This is a genomic window from Roseiconus lacunae, assembly GCF_008312935.1.
Classification (GTDB): Bacteria; Planctomycetota; Planctomycetia; order Pirellulales; family Pirellulaceae; genus Stieleria; species Stieleria lacunae.
The window spans coordinates 154,767-170,693 of sequence record NZ_VSZO01000005.1 but is presented as its reverse complement, the minus strand read 5'-3'; the positions used below and the strand labels follow the sequence as shown (position 1 = coordinate 170,693).

Annotated in this window: 16 protein-coding genes and 1 tRNA gene; 10 read left to right on the top strand and 7 right to left on the bottom strand. The window is 54.1% G+C overall.

Annotated features, from left to right (window positions below; all coding sequences use genetic code 11):
* Window positions 1-32: 32 nt before the first annotated feature.
* Complete coding sequence (locus FYC48_RS09175) at window positions 33-2,054, bottom strand: recombinase family protein (protein WP_149496398.1); 2,022 nt, start codon at window positions 2,052-2,054, stop codon at window positions 33-35.
* A 21-nt stretch (window positions 2,055-2,075) separates the two neighbouring features.
* Complete coding sequence (locus FYC48_RS09170) at window positions 2,076-2,798, bottom strand: hypothetical protein (RefSeq protein ID WP_149496397.1); 723 nt, start codon at window positions 2,796-2,798, stop codon at window positions 2,076-2,078.
* A 106-nt stretch (window positions 2,799-2,904) separates the two neighbouring features.
* On the opposite strand from FYC48_RS09170, the gene FYC48_RS09165 reads away from it, so the two are divergent.
* Complete coding sequence (locus tag FYC48_RS09165; protein ID WP_149496396.1) at window positions 2,905-3,162, top strand: helix-turn-helix domain-containing protein; 258 nt, start codon at window positions 2,905-2,907, stop codon at window positions 3,160-3,162.
* A 234-nt stretch (window positions 3,163-3,396) separates the two neighbouring features.
* On the opposite strand, the gene FYC48_RS09160 is transcribed toward FYC48_RS09165, so the two are convergent.
* Window positions 3,397-4,545 (bottom strand): tyrosine-type recombinase/integrase, encoded by a 1,149-nt coding sequence (locus tag FYC48_RS09160; RefSeq protein WP_149496395.1) that lies wholly within the window; start codon window positions 4,543-4,545, stop codon window positions 3,397-3,399.
* Window positions 4,546-4,781: 236 nt separating this feature from the next.
* Here FYC48_RS09160 and FYC48_RS09155 point away from each other — a divergent pair, with 236 nt between their 5' ends.
* The 9 genes from FYC48_RS09155 to FYC48_RS09110 all read left to right on the top strand — a co-directional run bounded on the left by FYC48_RS09155 (window position 4,782) and on the right by FYC48_RS09110 (window position 11,945).
* The gene (locus FYC48_RS09155) at window positions 4,782-5,984 is read left to right on the top strand and encodes a sulfatase-like hydrolase/transferase (protein WP_235034163.1); all 1,203 of its coding nucleotides are present in this window, start codon (window positions 4,782-4,784) and stop codon (window positions 5,982-5,984) included.
* Window positions 5,977-6,258 carry a hypothetical protein gene (locus tag FYC48_RS28360; RefSeq protein WP_235034162.1) on the top strand — a complete coding sequence of 94 codons (282 nt, stop codon included), beginning with the start codon at window positions 5,977-5,979 and terminating at the stop codon, window positions 6,256-6,258. The genes FYC48_RS09155 and FYC48_RS28360 overlap by 8 nt, the downstream gene beginning before the upstream one ends.
* Before the next feature lie 77 nt (window positions 6,259-6,335).
* The gene (locus FYC48_RS09150) at window positions 6,336-6,968 is read left to right on the top strand and encodes a CatB-related O-acetyltransferase (RefSeq protein ID WP_200836574.1); all 633 of its coding nucleotides are present in this window, start codon (window positions 6,336-6,338) and stop codon (window positions 6,966-6,968) included.
* A gap of 347 nt (window positions 6,969-7,315) precedes the next feature.
* Window positions 7,316-7,825, top strand: a complete 510-nt coding sequence (locus FYC48_RS09140; RefSeq protein WP_149496393.1) for a peroxiredoxin-like family protein — start codon at window positions 7,316-7,318, stop codon at window positions 7,823-7,825.
* Window positions 7,826-7,833: 8 nt separating this feature from the next.
* Window positions 7,834-8,400 (top strand): phosphohydrolase, encoded by a 567-nt coding sequence (locus tag FYC48_RS28355; protein ID WP_149496392.1) that lies wholly within the window; start codon window positions 7,834-7,836, stop codon window positions 8,398-8,400.
* 623 nt (window positions 8,401-9,023) lie between these two features.
* Window positions 9,024-9,455 carry a PDZ domain-containing protein gene (locus FYC48_RS09130; protein ID WP_149496391.1) on the top strand — a complete coding sequence of 144 codons (432 nt, stop codon included), beginning with the start codon at window positions 9,024-9,026 and terminating at the stop codon, window positions 9,453-9,455.
* Between the two features lie 349 nt (window positions 9,456-9,804).
* The gene (locus tag FYC48_RS09125) at window positions 9,805-10,428 is read left to right on the top strand and encodes a hypothetical protein (protein WP_160149414.1); all 624 of its coding nucleotides are present in this window, start codon (window positions 9,805-9,807) and stop codon (window positions 10,426-10,428) included.
* A gap of 226 nt (window positions 10,429-10,654) precedes the next feature.
* On the top strand, window positions 10,655-11,074 hold the full coding sequence (locus FYC48_RS09120; RefSeq protein ID WP_160149413.1) for a hypothetical protein: 420 nt from the start codon (window positions 10,655-10,657) through the stop codon (window positions 11,072-11,074).
* A 532-nt stretch (window positions 11,075-11,606) separates the two neighbouring features.
* Window positions 11,607-11,945, top strand: coding sequence for a hypothetical protein (locus tag FYC48_RS09110; RefSeq protein ID WP_160149412.1), 339 nt, complete (start codon window positions 11,607-11,609; stop codon window positions 11,943-11,945).
* 512 nt (window positions 11,946-12,457) lie between these two features.
* On the opposite strand, the gene FYC48_RS09105 is transcribed toward FYC48_RS09110, so the two are convergent.
* From FYC48_RS09105 to FYC48_RS09090, 4 genes are all read right to left on the bottom strand, one after another.
* Window positions 12,458-13,537 (bottom strand): transposase, encoded by a 1,080-nt coding sequence (locus tag FYC48_RS09105; RefSeq protein ID WP_149496386.1) that lies wholly within the window; start codon window positions 13,535-13,537, stop codon window positions 12,458-12,460.
* A complete protein-coding gene (locus tag FYC48_RS09100; RefSeq protein WP_149496385.1) occupies window positions 13,534-13,959 on the bottom strand; it encodes a hypothetical protein in 426 nt (141 codons plus the stop codon). Before FYC48_RS09100 ends, FYC48_RS09105 begins: the two co-directional genes overlap by 4 nt.
* A gap of 113 nt (window positions 13,960-14,072) precedes the next feature.
* Window positions 14,073-14,145, bottom strand: a tRNA-Ala gene (locus tag FYC48_RS09095).
* A 471-nt stretch (window positions 14,146-14,616) separates the two neighbouring features.
* On the bottom strand, window positions 14,617-15,627 hold the full coding sequence (locus FYC48_RS09090) for an alpha/beta hydrolase (RefSeq protein WP_149496384.1): 1,011 nt from the start codon (window positions 15,625-15,627) through the stop codon (window positions 14,617-14,619).
* Window positions 15,628-15,927 lie beyond the last annotated feature (300 nt).

The following is a 15,927-nucleotide window of genomic DNA, read 5'->3' as shown; positions in this document are numbered from 1 at the left end:
GCGTATGCGGGATGAATCGATTGGCAATCAGATCAGACTCTTCGACGTGTACGTCCGTTGTTATAAGCAAGCTGCGGAACGGGAAGGCCTTGCATTTCGTACCAACGGCGATAGCTGTACCAGACATTGCCGGAATTGACGTTGTGACCCTCTTCACGTAGCACCGCTGCGGCACCACGGTGACTCAACCCCTGCTGGTCGATCAGTTCATGTACGCGCTCGGCGATCGCATCCAGACGTGGCGGCTTGCGTAGCCATACGGCGAATTCTTGGTCGCGAGCAGAGTGAACGATCTGTGGCATGAACCAACCACGGACGTTGAAGCGTTTACGGTTCGGTCGCTGCTCAGCCCGGACTCGAACCTGGCTCCCCGTCACGCAGCGAAACATCGCTAACGCCTTGTAAACCGCGTCATCGCCCAGTTCACCCTCCGCCGCCTCCAGAATGGCTGGCCCCAGTTGATCGATCAATCCGGCCGCCTGATTGAGGGAGAGGGTTTGCGTTGATCCTGAAATCTGATCCTCAAGCTGCACGACTTCGTTTTGGACTATCCGGCGTTCGGACTGTGCCGCTTGCAGTCGAGCTTTGATTTCTCGGCGGTCTTCATCCGTGCCTTCGCCGGAGAGCTCAAACAGATCTTCGATTCGATTGGATAGAAGTTTCAACCGCTTCTGTAGGGCTGCCAACTGACGCGACAACCCCCGATCGGCTTCGCCGTCCAGCTTGACAATTTGCCGCGCAATCGACTCGACCAAATCGGTGTCGTCCGTGACGAGTCTGGAAATCTCTTTGCAGACCGCCAAAACCGCTTCGCTCCGCCGCACGGTCGAGGGCGAATCGCAATCGTCACCATTTTTGCATCGCATCGCTGCGCCGTTTGCGCCGGTTTGGTGGAAGCGGACTCGATGGTGGCCAGCGCTGCAATGGTCGCAATAAAAGCAGTCGGTTGTCAGATCCCATAGCCGCAATTTCTTCGGCTGGCGAGGCCCGCGACGACCGGTCTTTTTGGCGTCCAACAAGGACTGCAACCTGCGGAAGGTCTGGTCGTCAAGGATTCGCAGTTCTTCACATTGAACGCTGGTCACTTCGTCGTCGGACTGCTCGACTTGACGTACGTAATCCAGTTTTGTCGAGAACTGATTTCGGCGCCGACCGAATTCCCACTTGCCAATCAACCTGGGGTTGGAGAACAGTCGGCGGTAGGCCGGATAGGTCATCATGCCGGCGCTCGACCGTGGATCGCAAGGACCCTGATTTTGATTCCAACGACGGACGCCTTCTCGGATCGGCATCCCATCGATTAGCAATCGGGCATGTTCCCGAATCAACTCCGCTGCCTCCGGATCCACCTCGGGCATCGTCCTCGGCCGACCACGATTGGTCGGCGGGGCGCCAGGGATTTCCTTGCGTCGGTAGCCGACACCGATGGCGCCTGTGGTCCACTTGTTGAGGAACAGTCCCGTCAAACCTGAGCGGACGTGATCGGCAATCGCATCAAGGAGTAAATCATCAAGCAAGCCATGAATCTGCAATTGCAACTTCCACGTCTTTCGGTCGTTGGTGTCGATTCCCTGGGAGACGCTGACCGCGCGGAGGCCCTCTTCGACGACTTCCTCATTGATGAACTGGTAGCCCTTGCCGGCTTGACGAAACAGTCGGCTGGCTTTGAAGACCAACATCACGTCCGCCAACCGCTGACTGAGAATCGCTTTGGTGCGATTCAATCCGGCTCGCCGAAGACGTTTCCCCTTTACCCCCTCGTCAACCGAGATCAACTCTGGGGGCACATAGATTCCGCTTCGTCCCGCCCATTGGACGCACTCACGGACTTGATCATCGGTGGAGTGCTGGAGCTTTGTGCTAAATCGAGAATAGACTGTGCCGACCTGCCAGCCATGATGCTGTGCGGATTCGATTTTCGATTTAAGGGCACCATTCGAATCAAAGGACCGAAGCGTCGAGTTGAACGTAGCCGATGCATGCCACCAGTCGTCTGCTTTGTTTCGTAGCTGTTCATTGGCGATTCCCAAATTTGTGATTGAGTGTTGGTTCATTAGCTTCCCGTTAGAATAAACTCAGTTCGCGCGTCCGGACCCGAAACATGAGGGGCAGTTCTGCACTTGCAGAGTCCCACTCCCGTCGACGTAACGGTATTGACCTGCGCCCCCACAGCGTGGACACACACTGAGTCGGTCGAGTGACTGCTTGAATTGCTGATAGCGAGGATCGGATTGCTGACGACGCTGTTGTTCGGCAGACGCGCCGAGCAAGGCGCCAAGGAACTCGGCAGCCGCTTGACTTGCCGGGTCGAAATCTGAGACTGGTTTTTTCGATTCTGGTTTCGATGCTACCTGCTGCTTCGAAGCCGTTGAGTCCATTGATGGTGACGCGTTCTCACCTCCCTGCAAGTTTCGATCATTCTTCGCTGTCGATTCGCGTCCTCGAGAGGAAGCCCGATCTTCATCTGCCGATTGCGAACCGGATTGGATATCAGATGGGGCAGCGTCGCCGCTCCCGCTTGGGGCCGGAACCACGGCGAGCATCGCAAAAAGCAGAAGTGTCGCGACCGCTGAGAACGCCGCCCTAACAACCGATGAATTGTCGTGGTCAACCTGATCGTCGCGTTTTTTGAAATGTGCAATGACGACGATTCCAGCGAAGTACAGGGATGCTACGAGCGAAGCAAAGCCGAACGTCGACAACACGATCCGAACCAGGGGCCAAAGCCAACCGAATGCGTACAAAACGACGAAACAGACGAGGGTCAAACAGGCGATGATCTTCTGTGACTTGTTCATGGGAACTCCTTGGTGTGTACGTGGGGGAAAGGATCGGAAAGAAAATATCCGAAAATGGGATATTCCGTATCAGGATATAGGCTTCGTCCGTTTTTAGGAAACGGATGTGGAAAAGAACCTGTACACCGAACGACAAAACGCACTCTTGTCCCTACTGCGAAGCACCAGGGAGCAGGCTGGGTTGAGACAAGAAGATGTCGCGGAACGGCTAGGGCGTCCGCAATCGTTTGTCAGCAAGTACGAGTCCGGCGAGAGGAGACTCGATATCCTCGAGCTCTACGACGTCTGCGAAGCTCTTGGGACTTCGATGGCAGGATTCGTTGAATCGCTGGAAAAGAAGTTGAAAACGAAACGTCGCAAGTGAAATTCCGCTGGTGACAGGCCGGGAATCCGTCTCGATCCTGCACGTGGATAGATAACGGATTCCCATCACTGTATATGCCGCAAAAAACGCTCCAGTTTAGCAGCGGCGGCCCATCCACTCGTTCGAGCGGATTGATTCAGGCACCGGATGTACCGCAATGCTAAGAAATGGCCTCTGCCATAACATACTTCATCCTATATGCCGCAAAATCGACGCCAGTTTAGGTGTTGGGGCTCATCCTGCAGCACGTTTTGGCTTGCCTTTCCCCAGAGCCGCCCACAACGGGTCGTTGTAATCGTCAGCCCACTGGGCATAGTGGTCCCAACAAACCTTGGGCGTATTGCCCATCAACCCGGCCAGCACTTCGATATTCACTGGCGTCCCGGTGTAGTATCCGGAAAGCGTCCGCTTGGCAAAAGTATGCCTGCAGGTGTACGTGACACGGTCATCGGGCAGTTCCAGTTTCCGTTTGATCTCGCAGAACTGCTGAACGCCGTTGCAACGCTTCCATTGGCGTCCGTGTTTCGTTCGGATCAATGGAATACCCGAGCCTTTTGGAGCTTTCAGCATTTGCTGCCGAGTGATCGTCTCCATTTCTTCGCAAAGCATGATCCTTCGGTCCTTACCAGTCTTCTTGGCCGCCTTGTGACCGTGTCTGCCGTCGGACGTTCTTGCTTTCAGCAGATAAAACATCCCTTGCGGCGTCTCGACCACGTGGTCCGCCGTGACGATCGCCATTTCGGAGAATGGGCGTGCTCCCGTCAGAATGCAACACTTCAGGAACAACGCATGGGCGTCGTTGGTTGCGGCGTAAATCTGCTCCTCTTCTTCTGGACTAAATGCGGTAACCCGTGCCGTCGCGGCTGGCTTCTGGTAGCTTGCGACGGGGTTCTCGTCGAGGTCGTCAAACTTGCAACAGAAGTTGAAGGCCGCCTTGATGCATGCGATCACATTGCGTTGCGTGTTGTTGTTCCAAGTTTTGTGTCGCTGAAGCCATGTGCGAAGATGCTTCTTCTTCAGTTCGCTCACGGCCAGTGCACCGCAATAACCGCAGAAGTCGTTCAGCCACGATTTGCAAAGTGTCACCCACTCTGGTGACGCCGTATTGGTCAGGTCTGCGAGGTAGATCTCGCAAACCTGAGCGACTGTCCATTCTTTCGACACCGGCGACGAGACTGGTGCGAGTTCGTCGGACAGCTTGATCCTGGCGAGAGCAAGCTGGGCAGCCTCCTTGTTGTCTTTGCCGCGGATGCGTTCGCCGTCCTCGTCGAAGAGCGGAACACGTTTTCGAGTCCCCGGGGGTGTGTAGTACCAACTGTCTGTCTGCTTCCAGTGCCACGCCGAGCCGTGTTGCTGGCGTCGCTGCTTTCGATTCCTTGCCATTTTCGAAAAAACCTCTTGGGTTGGCCCAGTTGCCGCTGGGATTTGACTTGGGGGCTGAGAAAGAAGAAACTATTGGCGGGAACCGAGTTCGGTTCCTTGCCGCCAGGGGATCATCATGCGGTTTGCCGACCGCGATCCTCTGGTTTTTTTGTGCGCATAACGAACCCGCCTTTCACGGCGGAGCGCGACATCGATACGAGCAACCAGTGCCCGCATTTAAAAGAATGGGATTCAACATGATTCAATTCCTTGCCAAGACGCAGGCCGGTTGCCGCCGGTTATTCCCACGTCATTTGCTACACAGAATAGCTACACTCGCTTTTATAGCAGTTGTCGGCCTCTCAACGCAAACCCTGTCTTTTGCCGAATCAAAAGCGGATTCGGCCACTCGTCCAAACATCGTTCTAATACTTGCCGATGACATGGGATACGGTGATCTGGGATGCTACGGCAGAACCGATATACGCACCCCAAACCTTGATCGCTTAGCATCCGATGGCGTCCGGCTGACGAATCACTATGCAAACGGCGCCGAGTGCACACCGACTCGCGCGGCGTTTTTGACGGGACGCTATCAGCAATGGATCGGCGGATTGGAATGCGCTATCGGAACCGGCAACGTCGGTCGTTATGACGACGCTATCCGACTTCGTGAAACAAACGATCTTGGGCTTCCAGGCACCGAAACGACAATCGCACAACTGCTCAGCGAATCCGGGTACTCAACCGCGATCACTGGCAAATGGCACCTCGGCTACGAACCCAAGTTTGCTCCCAATCATCATGGATTCCAGCAAACGTTTTACTGCATCGGCGGTGGGATGGATTACTTTCACTACCTCGATACCGTCGCCGGATACAATCTTTTTCGAGATGGTAATCCGGTGTCGGGAGAAGGGCATTTTACGGACCTCGCGACCGAAGAAGCGATCAAGTTTCTCAATCAACAATCCTCGGATCAACCATTCTTCTTATACCTGCCATACACTTGCCCGCACTCTCCCTTTCAAGGTCCCGACGATGTGACCGCCGACCCGATCCCTCTCGATTCGCCCCTCTGGAATCAAGGTTCGGCGCCCCCAGAAACCTACATCGCAATGATCGAACACATGGATCAACGCATCGGTGACGTGCTGAAAACGCTTTCCCATAATAAGTTCGACGAAAACACCGTCGTTATCTTCGCAAGTGACAACGGTGGGACCAAGAGTGCCCGTAACGCTCCGCTGTCCGGTCACAAAGGGTCGACATATGAAGGTGGGATTCGAGTCCCAGGCATCATCCGCTGGCCGGGTAAAATCCCACCGCAAACGACCAGCGACCTTCCCTGCCTGACGTTTGATTTCACTCGATCGATCGCCCAATTAGCCGGTGTCAGTCGCGGTGACGGCAAACCGTTTGAAGGTATCGATATCATCCAAGCGATCATCGATGGATGACAACCAGCATGACCGCAAGCTGTATTGGCGAAAACAACGCGGCACAAAAGTCTGGAAAGCCGTTCGCGACGGTCAATTGAAATATGTCAGCGAACAATCTCCCCAGCGGACGCGCGAATACTTGTTCGATTTGACCGCCGATGTCGGCGAACAAAACGACTTGAAAGAAACACACCGCGTTGATTTCAATCGGTTGCGAGAGTCCTACCATCACTGGGAGAAACGAGTGCGTCAGAATCGACGCGGAAAACCAAACACGGCCTCCGAACAATAGATCACCGTGCGTTTCATCGACGAATTCTCACAAGGCGACTTCAATTGCTCGATCCAAATCAAAAATATCCAATGGTGATGCCCGACGGTACGGTCATCAAAACAGTGGTCCACTTAAATCAAGTGATCAACCATCCTCGGATTGAGATCGGTGACTTCACGTACTTTGGACACCTCGAAGAACTCGAGGACTACGCCAGCTACCTCGCCCCATTCTTATTCCCGCTCAGCCTGGAACGTCTGATAATCGGCAAGTTTTGCCAGATTGCTCATGGGGTTCGCTTCATCACCAGCTCGGCGAATCACAGTATGGCGGGCTTTTCCACGTATCCTTTCAACAACTTCCTGATGGATGAGCAAACCACTGCCGAGGACATTCAGGCGATGTTCGAGGTCCCCGGCCGAAAAGGTGACACGACGGTCGGAAACGATGTGTGGATCGGAACGGAAGCGACCGTGATGCCAGGTGTCACGATCGGCGATGGAGCAATTGTCGGAGCCCGGTCGGTGGTCACTCGAGATGTCCCCCCCTACACGATCGTCGCCGGTAACCCGGCTCGCGTCGTCAAGACAAGATTCTCGGAGGAAGTGACCAGCGAACTGCTTCGCTTGCGTTGGTGGGATTGGCCGCACCAGACGATTGAAGCACATCGAAACGCAATCGTCGGCGCTGACCTGGACGCTCTCCGTCGAGTCCGCCAAAGCGAATAGTCTAGCGATGCGGCTTCGCGCTTCGAATCAGCCGCATGTCGTTAGCCACGGTTGAATTGCTGATAAGATCAGCCGCATGGCGCTAGCCGCCATTTCCACACCACCAGCTAGGCTAACGTTCGTCGATTGATACGCCGCCCTTAAACGATCTGTATGGACCGATAGGCGGTCGGCGGAGACTCCGATTTCGGAATGCCGTACGCTTCTTGCTGGACAGCTTTCCCGATGAGCAAAGTGAACGATGCTTTCGAGCATCTGCGAAGCGGAAAGGCTCGCTATCGAATTGTTCTCGATCGCGACTGATCGACACTTGCCAAATCCAACTATGACCAACGCGAGGGAATCTCATGCTCAAACCACGGGCAAAAGTTCCTGACCTGACCGTCAATACCGTCGGTGGCCCCGACTGGACGCTCAGCGAACAGTCGCCGGAAAACTTCACCTTCGTCTTCTTCTATCGCGGCTATCACTGCCCGATCTGTCGCAAGTATCTGGGCAGCATCGACCGAAAACTCGACGAGCTGTCGGCACTCGGCATCGACGCGGTCGCGATCGGCAGCGATTCCGAAGAACGTGCAACACGGAGTAAGGAGGAATGGAAAGTCCAGAATCTTCCGATTGGATACGGGCTGTCCATCGAGCAGGCTCGCCAATGGGGACTTTATGTTTCCAAAGGCATCAAGACGGATGAGCCCGAACTTTTCAGCGAACCCGGCCTATTTATCGTTCGACCAAATCTGGAGTTGTATGCTGCGTCGATCCAGACCATGCCATTCACGCGTCCGTCTATTGGCGAATTGATGGGCGGTTTCAGCTACATCATCCAGAACGACTATCCCGGCCGCGGCGAGGCATAATTCGACCGATGTTGAATTCAGCAATTCAGATCAAAACGGAGCGTCCACGAGTTGAAGAGTTAATCGCAACTTACCGCGACGTGATCGGCGATGACTATGCCGGTTATCGAAATCACGTCTTCAGGACGGTGACGTACGCGATGCACTTCCTCGACGGTGACTTAGACGTCGAGCCTACCGTTGAGACTGCGATGGCCTACCACGACATCGGTCTCTGGACAGATCGCGAGTTAGCGTACCTCGAACCGTCCGAGGCCATTGTCGTTGCTGACAATGACAGGCATGGCTGGGGTCTTGATCCGGATTTGCTGCGAGGAATCATCCACTGGCATCACAAGATCTTTCGCTATCGAGGACCTCGCGAACGCGTCATCGAAGCCTGCCGCAAGACCGATTGGATCGACGCCAGCATGGGTTGGATACGAAAAGGGATGAACCGGAGCAATGTTGCGGCCGTGGAAGCAGCATTTCCCAACGAAGGTTTCCACAAGTCGCTACTGCGCCTCGCCAAAGACAACGGAGGTTCGACTCTTGTTGGCGGAATCCGAGTCACCTGCGGCATCGTGAAGTGGTAGGACGACCGAACATTATTCGTCCCAAAACAGGGCGGCAGCGTCAAGCTAGGACTCCGGATTCTTTGGAACGCCGGTGGGGTTTGGCTCGGCATCAGGATCACCGTCGCGGTCAGGCCGATAGGTAGCCTTGGCAAGCTTCAGCGAGTCCGCTTGTCGCTTCCTTCCTCACTTGCCCTGTTTCCCTGCCAACGCAAATCCTCATTTCCCGCCCAAAAAAGCGTGTGCCTTTGGAAGCGGCTTACGAGAACACCCTGCGTTAGTTTCTGGCGTACCCCCGGTCGTTCCCCGCCTCCTCTAACCATGTGACAGTTGTCCTCGCTGGCAGGTCACTGTCTAGCCTCTGTGAGCACTCTTTCCGAGGCGGGGTGATCGGATCATCACTAGTAGTGATTTGAGTGGTATTGTTAGAAAAGACCACCTCAGTCGGGCTATCGAACCCGAATCAGTATGCTCGTCTGGCGACGAGGTACTAACTACTAACGTTCGCGATCATTGGCGAATACCAACGATTGCCAACAATGCTACTCGATTGGAGATTGGTGATGAAGCGGCTTGTTATAGCGACCTTATTCATGATCGCATCTTTTACTGCAGCGAACGTTGGGATTTCTGACGATCGATCGATGCGTTCAGAACTTGACTCGCTGAAGTCCGAAGTCGAATCTGTCAGGCAACGACTGACAAGAATCGAAAAGCTGATTGCCGTTGGTAATGGACAAAACAACTTCACGTCGGAGTTGCTAGGAGTGGAATTCCATGTATGCGAACAGTCTGTTTTCGAAGGAATAGCCGATTCCAGTAGCTACAGAATCCGACGCAGCATCGAGAAACTCAAAGCTCACGGCGCCGTCACGGTATCTAAGATTGAGGTTGGCTCCGCCGCGAACCGTGCAGGACTCCAGGTTGGTGACCATCTCCTTCGCGTAGGAACGCAACCAACCGAAAGCGGAGACGACATCAATTCAATTGACGAATGCTCCCCAATTGATCGCATGAGATTCTTTGCGATCCGAGGTCAAGAGGTCTACTACGGATACTTTGCTTTCGATCACTAGGAATTGGCGAACCATGAATCGCGTGGGAGAACAGAAATCCTCTCCAATGGGTTGCTTGCGTTCCAACCATCTTTTCTCTGTGATTCCCATCGATCCACCGCCCTCGGTCACTACCGAAGACTCATGCGGACTCGCAGAGGTTCGTTGCCATTTCACCGAATGGCTTGTAGATTTGCTGTAGGTGTCGGTACTCGAACCACTTGAGCATTCGTTCTTCATTCGCGGTCATCGTCGCCTCGGTAGCTGCGATTGATTGATCCCGAACGTACGGATGGCGTAGGCCGATGCAATGAGGGCGAGCGATTAGTGGTCAGATCGTCACTGCCGACGAATTGACGAATATTGGTAGATGAAGCCTACTCAACCGGGCGATACAATCCGTGTTACCGTACTACGCCTGACTGAGTCGGGTTTAACTAATGTCGTTACCCGACTGAATTTTATTTGCATCGAACGCAACATGAAAACCCTCGACCTTTTGCGTGATCAGTCCCAGATCCAAGAGTACGTCTGGAATCGGCTGGACAACTATGAACCGGATTGGGACTGGGCGTTGGGTGAAGCGGACCGAAAAGTGTCCCTGATTGCGACTGGCTTCTCTTTTGAGCAAAACGGTTGGTTTTCTATGGTTCTCGACCGCCGGCCGCGCGCTCAGTCGGATGGCCAATGGCAATCATTGATTGGCCACAACTATCTGCCGATGCCGCACTGGAATCTTGATGACGACTACGAACTCGATGTGAAACACTATGATTCAAAATGGAATCCACCCAAGAATGGCTTTGATGATGAGTCCGCAGCCGAACTATTTGGCAATACAATTCGTGATGCGCTCGTTCACATTCGTGATCAGAATGGATTTACTTTCAACTTTTTAGCTCGTAACTGCGCTTTCTTTGTGGAGGAGCACGAAGGCCGTTTCGGTTGGCCGGAATACAAGGAAACGCGTACTGCCGGTCGTTGCAGACCATAGCGGTGACGGGTACCCAGCGCATGAACCGGAGCACGCGAGCTAGCGTTTTGGCAGTGGAAAATCTTACGCGCGTGCCCGTTTTCGCGTACCGTTCTCTGGGTTGAAGTACTTTCGTTTATCGATGTCGCGATCTATCCCAAATCCGTACGAATCGTCCCACAAATTCAGAACGCCTGAACGCAGGTGGATCGTTCGTGATATTGTTGCAATACTCTCAACCTACATGATGTTTGCGTACACAGCGGCTTGGATTGGCACCGCGATTTACGTTGGCGCAGGCAATGTCTTCACGATTTGGAAGATGCAGCCCCTATCTGACCACGCCCTCCAAGCGAGTATTTTTTTCGCGGGAGCGATCGGATCATTCCTCGCAATTTGCTACTTCACAAGAAGCCGTGGTGTTCGATCTCACCTATTCATTTCCGCAGTGAGCGGTGCGGCGTTTGCTGCCGCACCCTACGCATTTGAGCCGATCATCGATCTGGTTCCTGCGGACATCGTCGCGGATGCTGGTCACAAGTTTGATACGATGCCAATCGCGTTGAATGCTCTCGTGTTCTTCCTTGGTACAACCTCAAGTGTTCTGCTTGCGGCTTGGATATGCGACGCACTCGCGAGCACGAAAACCAAAACAGAGGCCAGATAACAATGCCGTGCGCTGAAGGACGTGAATTGGCGGTTTTGAAGTGGTTAGTTTCTTGGCCCGTCCTCGGTGACGGCTGACGTTCCCCGACAGTCTGCATTCGTGATCCTGGAAACGTGACGAGCAAATGGAGTTCCGCCCTGATGCGACATTCAAGACGATCGACACGCACGCTGATTTTTCTCTTGCTGATTCTTCCGATCTGCAGCATTGTTGCGTGCCGCACACAGCAATCCGCCAATACCGATGCTCACCCGGAAATTTTCACGACGGACCATATTCAGTATTTTCCGGACGGCCCGGAGTTCAAGCTTTCGCGTGAGGCTGTCGCACTCAAAGCCGCTCGTGCGGAGGAAAGATTGAACGCTGAACCTGTTGGCAGTGGTACAACTGATGTCAGCGACGTAAGAACCGGAGCACCATGAATTGCACGGGAGGAAGCGAGTCGTGTTTAATGATCTGATTGCGCGTCTTACGCCCGTTTCCCGTGAATTCTGCCGTTCCCCGTGAATTCTGCCGTTACCCGAGTTGAATGATGAGCGTGCTGCGATCGACCATACCGGTTCTTTTCCTGCTCGCTTCAACGATCGGTTGTGAACGACGTCCTCGGATTCCGACGTACCAACTTGTCGACAATGTGCCGATCTTGACGTCACGAACTGCAGACGATGCGATATTGCTCGCTAGCGACTACTGTGAAGAGAACGGCATCGACCTCCGCCAGCGTGAAATGCCTGCGATCTCGTACGACACTTTGGATGGTGTCGGCTATTGGTGCGTACTATATCATGGCCTCACGCGGAAGCCCGGTGATCACTTTATGCTTCTAATCCGGGACGCGACCGGGGAGATCGAATATGTTCCTGGCGCATGATTGCAGTTCGGTCAACCTGCCAGTCTCTCTGCCATTGCCCCACCATGAATCGAGTAACAATGAATTCGCTTTAGGTCAGAATTCAATTGGATAAGCGGCAAGCGAGCCGATTCTTCGAGCTCGCGTTAAGCCGCTGCGGTTCGCGCGCACCATCATCCCGAAATTGATTTTCCCATTTCAGACTCGAACGTTTCAGTTGTTTTTGTTTTGTGTGGTTTGTTTGCTTCAGGCTTGTGCGAATAGTCTCTTGTTGAACCGGTTCCAACGCTGGCAATGTTCGCTGTTGGGCTCTCGTGATGGAGCGGGCGTGATCTTACTCTTTGGCCATGTCGATGGAAAAGCGACCGGTGTGACGGGCTCGGATGATCACCCGGGCAATGTGCACTGATCGTGTCGATCGGGAAGATCGACCGAACATCGAATGGCGGTCATCACCGGTCGCTCTGGTTCAGTTGTGATGCTTCTCGCTGTGGTGTGGTGTTGTCGTTGGAGGTTGTTTGATGACTTAGAGGCTACGTCGCTGCCGCTGGTGAGTTGGCCTGTGCGAAGACTCGGTCAGAGTCGAACGGGCGTCCGCTTTTGTACCAACCGAAGAACATTTTGAGGATCTTTCTCATCACGCATGTCAGTGCCTTCTGGCCTGGCATCTTCCCGGCGTCTTTCTTGCCGTGGTAGTACTCGCTGAATAGACGACCTTGGCTAACGAGTGGGATCGACATCAAGTTCAACACGTAACGTAACTCACTGCGGCCCCGTCGGCTGATCATCGTCCTTCCCTTCCAATTACCGCTTTGTCGCTCGCAGAGATTTAGTCCCGCATACCGCATCAGCTGGTTGATCGTCGTGAAGTCATCCGGCGGTCCGATCTCTGCCACTAGCCTCGACAGCATTCGCAGAGTCACGACGCCTTTGCAAGGCGAAGGCAATCGCGGATCGGTCGCTTGCAACTCGGTGTAAAGTGTCTGCATTTGCTTTTCGAGTTCGTTCTGGTTTCGTTTGGACTCGCAAATTGCCGCATAAAGCTGACGTACGCCGGTTGACCGAATGTCAGCGATGATGGCATCGTCCGGATCGCGATCACCTTCTGCGACATCACTCGCCGCAGCCCAAATCTTTTCGATGGTTGCTTTCCTGATGTACTTGCTCGCTTGCTTCATCTTTGCCGCGAATGTTTCTTTTCCAGCGGCGAGGATCGCGATCGGGTTGGCACCGAAGCCATCGATAAGTGCTTTGCCGGTGGGCCCATAAAGCACGGCCTTGCGGAGCCGAAAGTCTGGGAAGAGCGCACGCAAGTCGGCGTGCAGTTCGCGTTTCGTTTCCCGGATCCGGTTCTCGCAGCGAAGGACTAGGCGATGCAGTTCACGCAGTTGTGCATAGCGACCGGGGAGCTTGCGATGCTTGATCAGCTTTCCGACTTTGGCGACCGTTAGTGCTGCCTTGGGATCACGCCTGTCGGTCTTGCCGTGATCGGCAAATTGGATCGCTCGGCACTTGGCGACCGCTTCACCGTGAACGAGGTTGGTGAGCATCCCTAGTTGTTCGGCGATCCGTAAGAGACGACGGTGATAAACTCCAGTGGATTCACAGATCACGCGGACTTGCTGGCGCCCATCAACCTGCGGTTGCCAGACGCGACAAACAAGTCACGGACTTCTTCCAGTTTTCGCGGCCCGAAGTGCTCGACCGGTTCGTCGCCATACTCATCGGTGACAAGGGTCGCCAAGTTTCTGAACGTCTGCCGATGATTCTCGGCGGTTGAAATTCGCTTCAATCCGTTGGCGATAAAATCAGCCATCAACCCCGTGACGGTTAGTGACTTATTGCCTTGCTGCGGATCGACCTCGGGGGCCTTTAATCCGTTCGCCTGAGACTCGCCGACCAGCGATAAATACTTGGCGTGGGACTCGGGTGAACCGTGGTTGCCAAGGTAGAAGTCTTTGCCGCCGAGAGTGACGAAAGCTTGGCCGGAAACGTGATACCGGTAATCCGGCATCGCCTTCTTCGGACGTGGCATTTCTGCCTCCCGTTGGGTTTTCCGGTATGGCCTACCGGATAACTGCAAAACGGGTCGCACGCCACAAGGCGGGAAAAGGGTGCCAAACCCTTCCGACACAAGGAGTTAGAGAATGGAGGATAACGGACTTGAACCGATGACCTCTACAATGCCATTGTAGCGCTCTCCCAACTGAGCTAATCCCCCGGGATCTTGACGAGCTCTCACTCGCCGCTGACCTGTGTTTTTCAGGTCGATGCGGAAGTTACTGGCTCCTTCGTTGATTGGCAAGTCCATCTGGGAAAATCATCCCGATCCGCCCCGCACCGCGTGACGAACGTGCTCGCTTCCAACGAATCGCCATACTAGCAAACCAATGTCCAAGCTGCCAAGCCGTCTGAGCACCGGTTTGAACGACAATTTTCGTATGGCCGAGGTTCGGCGATGATTATTCCTGCAAGCCGTACAAAACGATCACTAATTGCGAGCTTCCATGCCGCCGCTACAGAAAACGTATCGTTGACCCCCGCCTGGGCAAACTCCCCTGCCGCTTCGGATGCAGGTGCCCCCGACGCATTCAGGGATTCCAAACGGCGAACCGAAACTCCCAATGAGTTCCGCGACCGTATACACCAAACGAATACGAAACTCCATCGAACGCCGGTCTTGAACCGGTGCTTACTCGGCGTGGTAGCCTCGCCACATCCAAACCAACGTGTCGGCTAAGGTAGCTTCAAAAACGCGACGATCGCAGTGCTTTGAATCGCGGCTGAATACGAACCGATAGTCATATCCTTTCGACTTCAACGCTTCGGCGGTACGACGGTTCGCCATCACCCAATTGTGGTAAGTGTTTTCAGGATCATTGGCCCGCAAATCGTTTTCGGCAACGTGCGTGAAGATCCGCAAAGGCTTCTTGTCGCTACTCTCGATCAGCTTCAATCCCGAGTGGTACTCCCAAGCACCGAGCGGATAGTCAGCCTCTTCCGCCGCGTCGTCGTCTTGCTGATCGACGAACGTTCCGGAATAGGTAATCAACCGACGAAATAGGTCCGGCCGAAACCATCCGATTGTCAACGCCGCCGCGCCTCCTGAGCTGCAACCCATCACCGCCTTGCCCCACGGATTTTCGGTGAAGGCCAGCTTCGGATAGGCGGCTCGGATTTCAGGATGGTTCAACACGGCGGGTAAGACTTCGTCATTAATGAAGCGAGCATGCCGATCGGACATCGTGTCGTATTCCAATCCGCGTTGACTGCCCTTGCCGTCGTTACCACCGTTTTGAACCGCAATGGTGATGAACGCGGGTAGCTTGCGTTCGGGGTCATTCGAAATGGACAAATTGTCGACAGCGTGACGGACGAGATCCAATCGACTTGGCCCATCAAAGGTGACCAAAATTGGCGCCTCGGTGCCGTCCTGATAGGCCGCTGGGACATAGACAAATATCTTTCTTTCTTTGCGGACCGGCTTTCTGGGATTGAGCGTTGCGTCCTTCCCGGGAAAGATTTTGCTTTCAGACAACGCCATCGTAAATTCGAAGGACTTTCCTTTGGGATTTCCCTGGTCAGTCAGCTCGGGCTGAACCTTGTACTCCGGCCCAACGACATAGTTTCCATTTCCTTCCTCCCCCGGCTTTTCCAAATAGGGTTCCTGAGACACCGCCAAAGGACTGCAAAGGCAGGCCATTACCGACAATCCGGCGAAACAGGCAGAAATAGGAAGACAACGACGAAGGCGTTCGCAAAATGGGAAATTGAGCTTCACGGCGGTGAGATTCATTGAGGAAAGGAACAATCATTCGGGGACGCGACTCGCTGCTCTTTCGAAAGACTCGAACTCAGCGACGCGACATATTCTAACCTGTGCTTTGTTACCAATGAAAAATCGGTGCAGGACTTGTGCTTCGCTCCGAGTCCGTTTCGGACTTAGCCGATTGGCGTTAGCCACGATTTCTCTGCAATATCCGGAGCTGACGCTCGTCGGCTG

Excerpts from the sequence above, each read along its gene's own strand:
- FYC48_RS09140 (WP_149496393.1), top strand. The coding sequence starts at position 7,316 with ATGCTCAAACCACGGGCAAAAGTTCCTGACCTGACCGTCAATACCGTC.
- FYC48_RS09130 (WP_149496391.1), top strand. The coding sequence starts at position 9,024 with ATGCGTTCAGAACTTGACTCGCTGAAGTCCGAAGTCGAATCTGTCAGG.
- FYC48_RS09120 (WP_160149413.1), top strand. The coding sequence starts at position 10,655 with ATGTTTGCGTACACAGCGGCTTGGATTGGCACCGCGATTTACGTTGGC.
- FYC48_RS28355 (WP_149496392.1), top strand. The coding sequence starts at position 7,834 with ATGTTGAATTCAGCAATTCAGATCAAAACGGAGCGTCCACGAGTTGAA.
- FYC48_RS09155 (WP_235034163.1), top strand. The coding sequence starts at position 4,782 with ATGATTCAATTCCTTGCCAAGACGCAGGCCGGTTGCCGCCGGTTATTC.
- FYC48_RS09175 (WP_149496398.1), bottom strand. The coding sequence starts at position 2,054 with ATGAACCAACACTCAATCACAAATTTGGGAATCGCCAATGAACAGCTA.
- FYC48_RS09170 (WP_149496397.1), bottom strand. The coding sequence starts at position 2,798 with ATGAACAAGTCACAGAAGATCATCGCCTGTTTGACCCTCGTCTGTTTC.
- FYC48_RS09110 (WP_160149412.1), top strand. The coding sequence starts at position 11,607 with ATGAGCGTGCTGCGATCGACCATACCGGTTCTTTTCCTGCTCGCTTCA.
- FYC48_RS09090 (WP_149496384.1), bottom strand. The coding sequence starts at position 15,627 with ATGGCCTGCCTTTGCAGTCCTTTGGCGGTGTCTCAGGAACCCTATTTG.
- FYC48_RS09125 (WP_160149414.1), top strand. The coding sequence starts at position 9,805 with ATGAAGCCTACTCAACCGGGCGATACAATCCGTGTTACCGTACTACGC.
- FYC48_RS09100 (WP_149496385.1), bottom strand. The coding sequence starts at position 13,959 with ATGCCACGTCCGAAGAAGGCGATGCCGGATTACCGGTATCACGTTTCC.
- FYC48_RS28360 (WP_235034162.1), top strand. The coding sequence starts at position 5,977 with ATGGATGACAACCAGCATGACCGCAAGCTGTATTGGCGAAAACAACGC.
- FYC48_RS09160 (WP_149496395.1), bottom strand. The coding sequence starts at position 4,545 with ATGGCAAGGAATCGAAAGCAGCGACGCCAGCAACACGGCTCGGCGTGG.
- FYC48_RS09150 (WP_200836574.1), top strand. The coding sequence starts at position 6,336 with ATGCCCGACGGTACGGTCATCAAAACAGTGGTCCACTTAAATCAAGTG.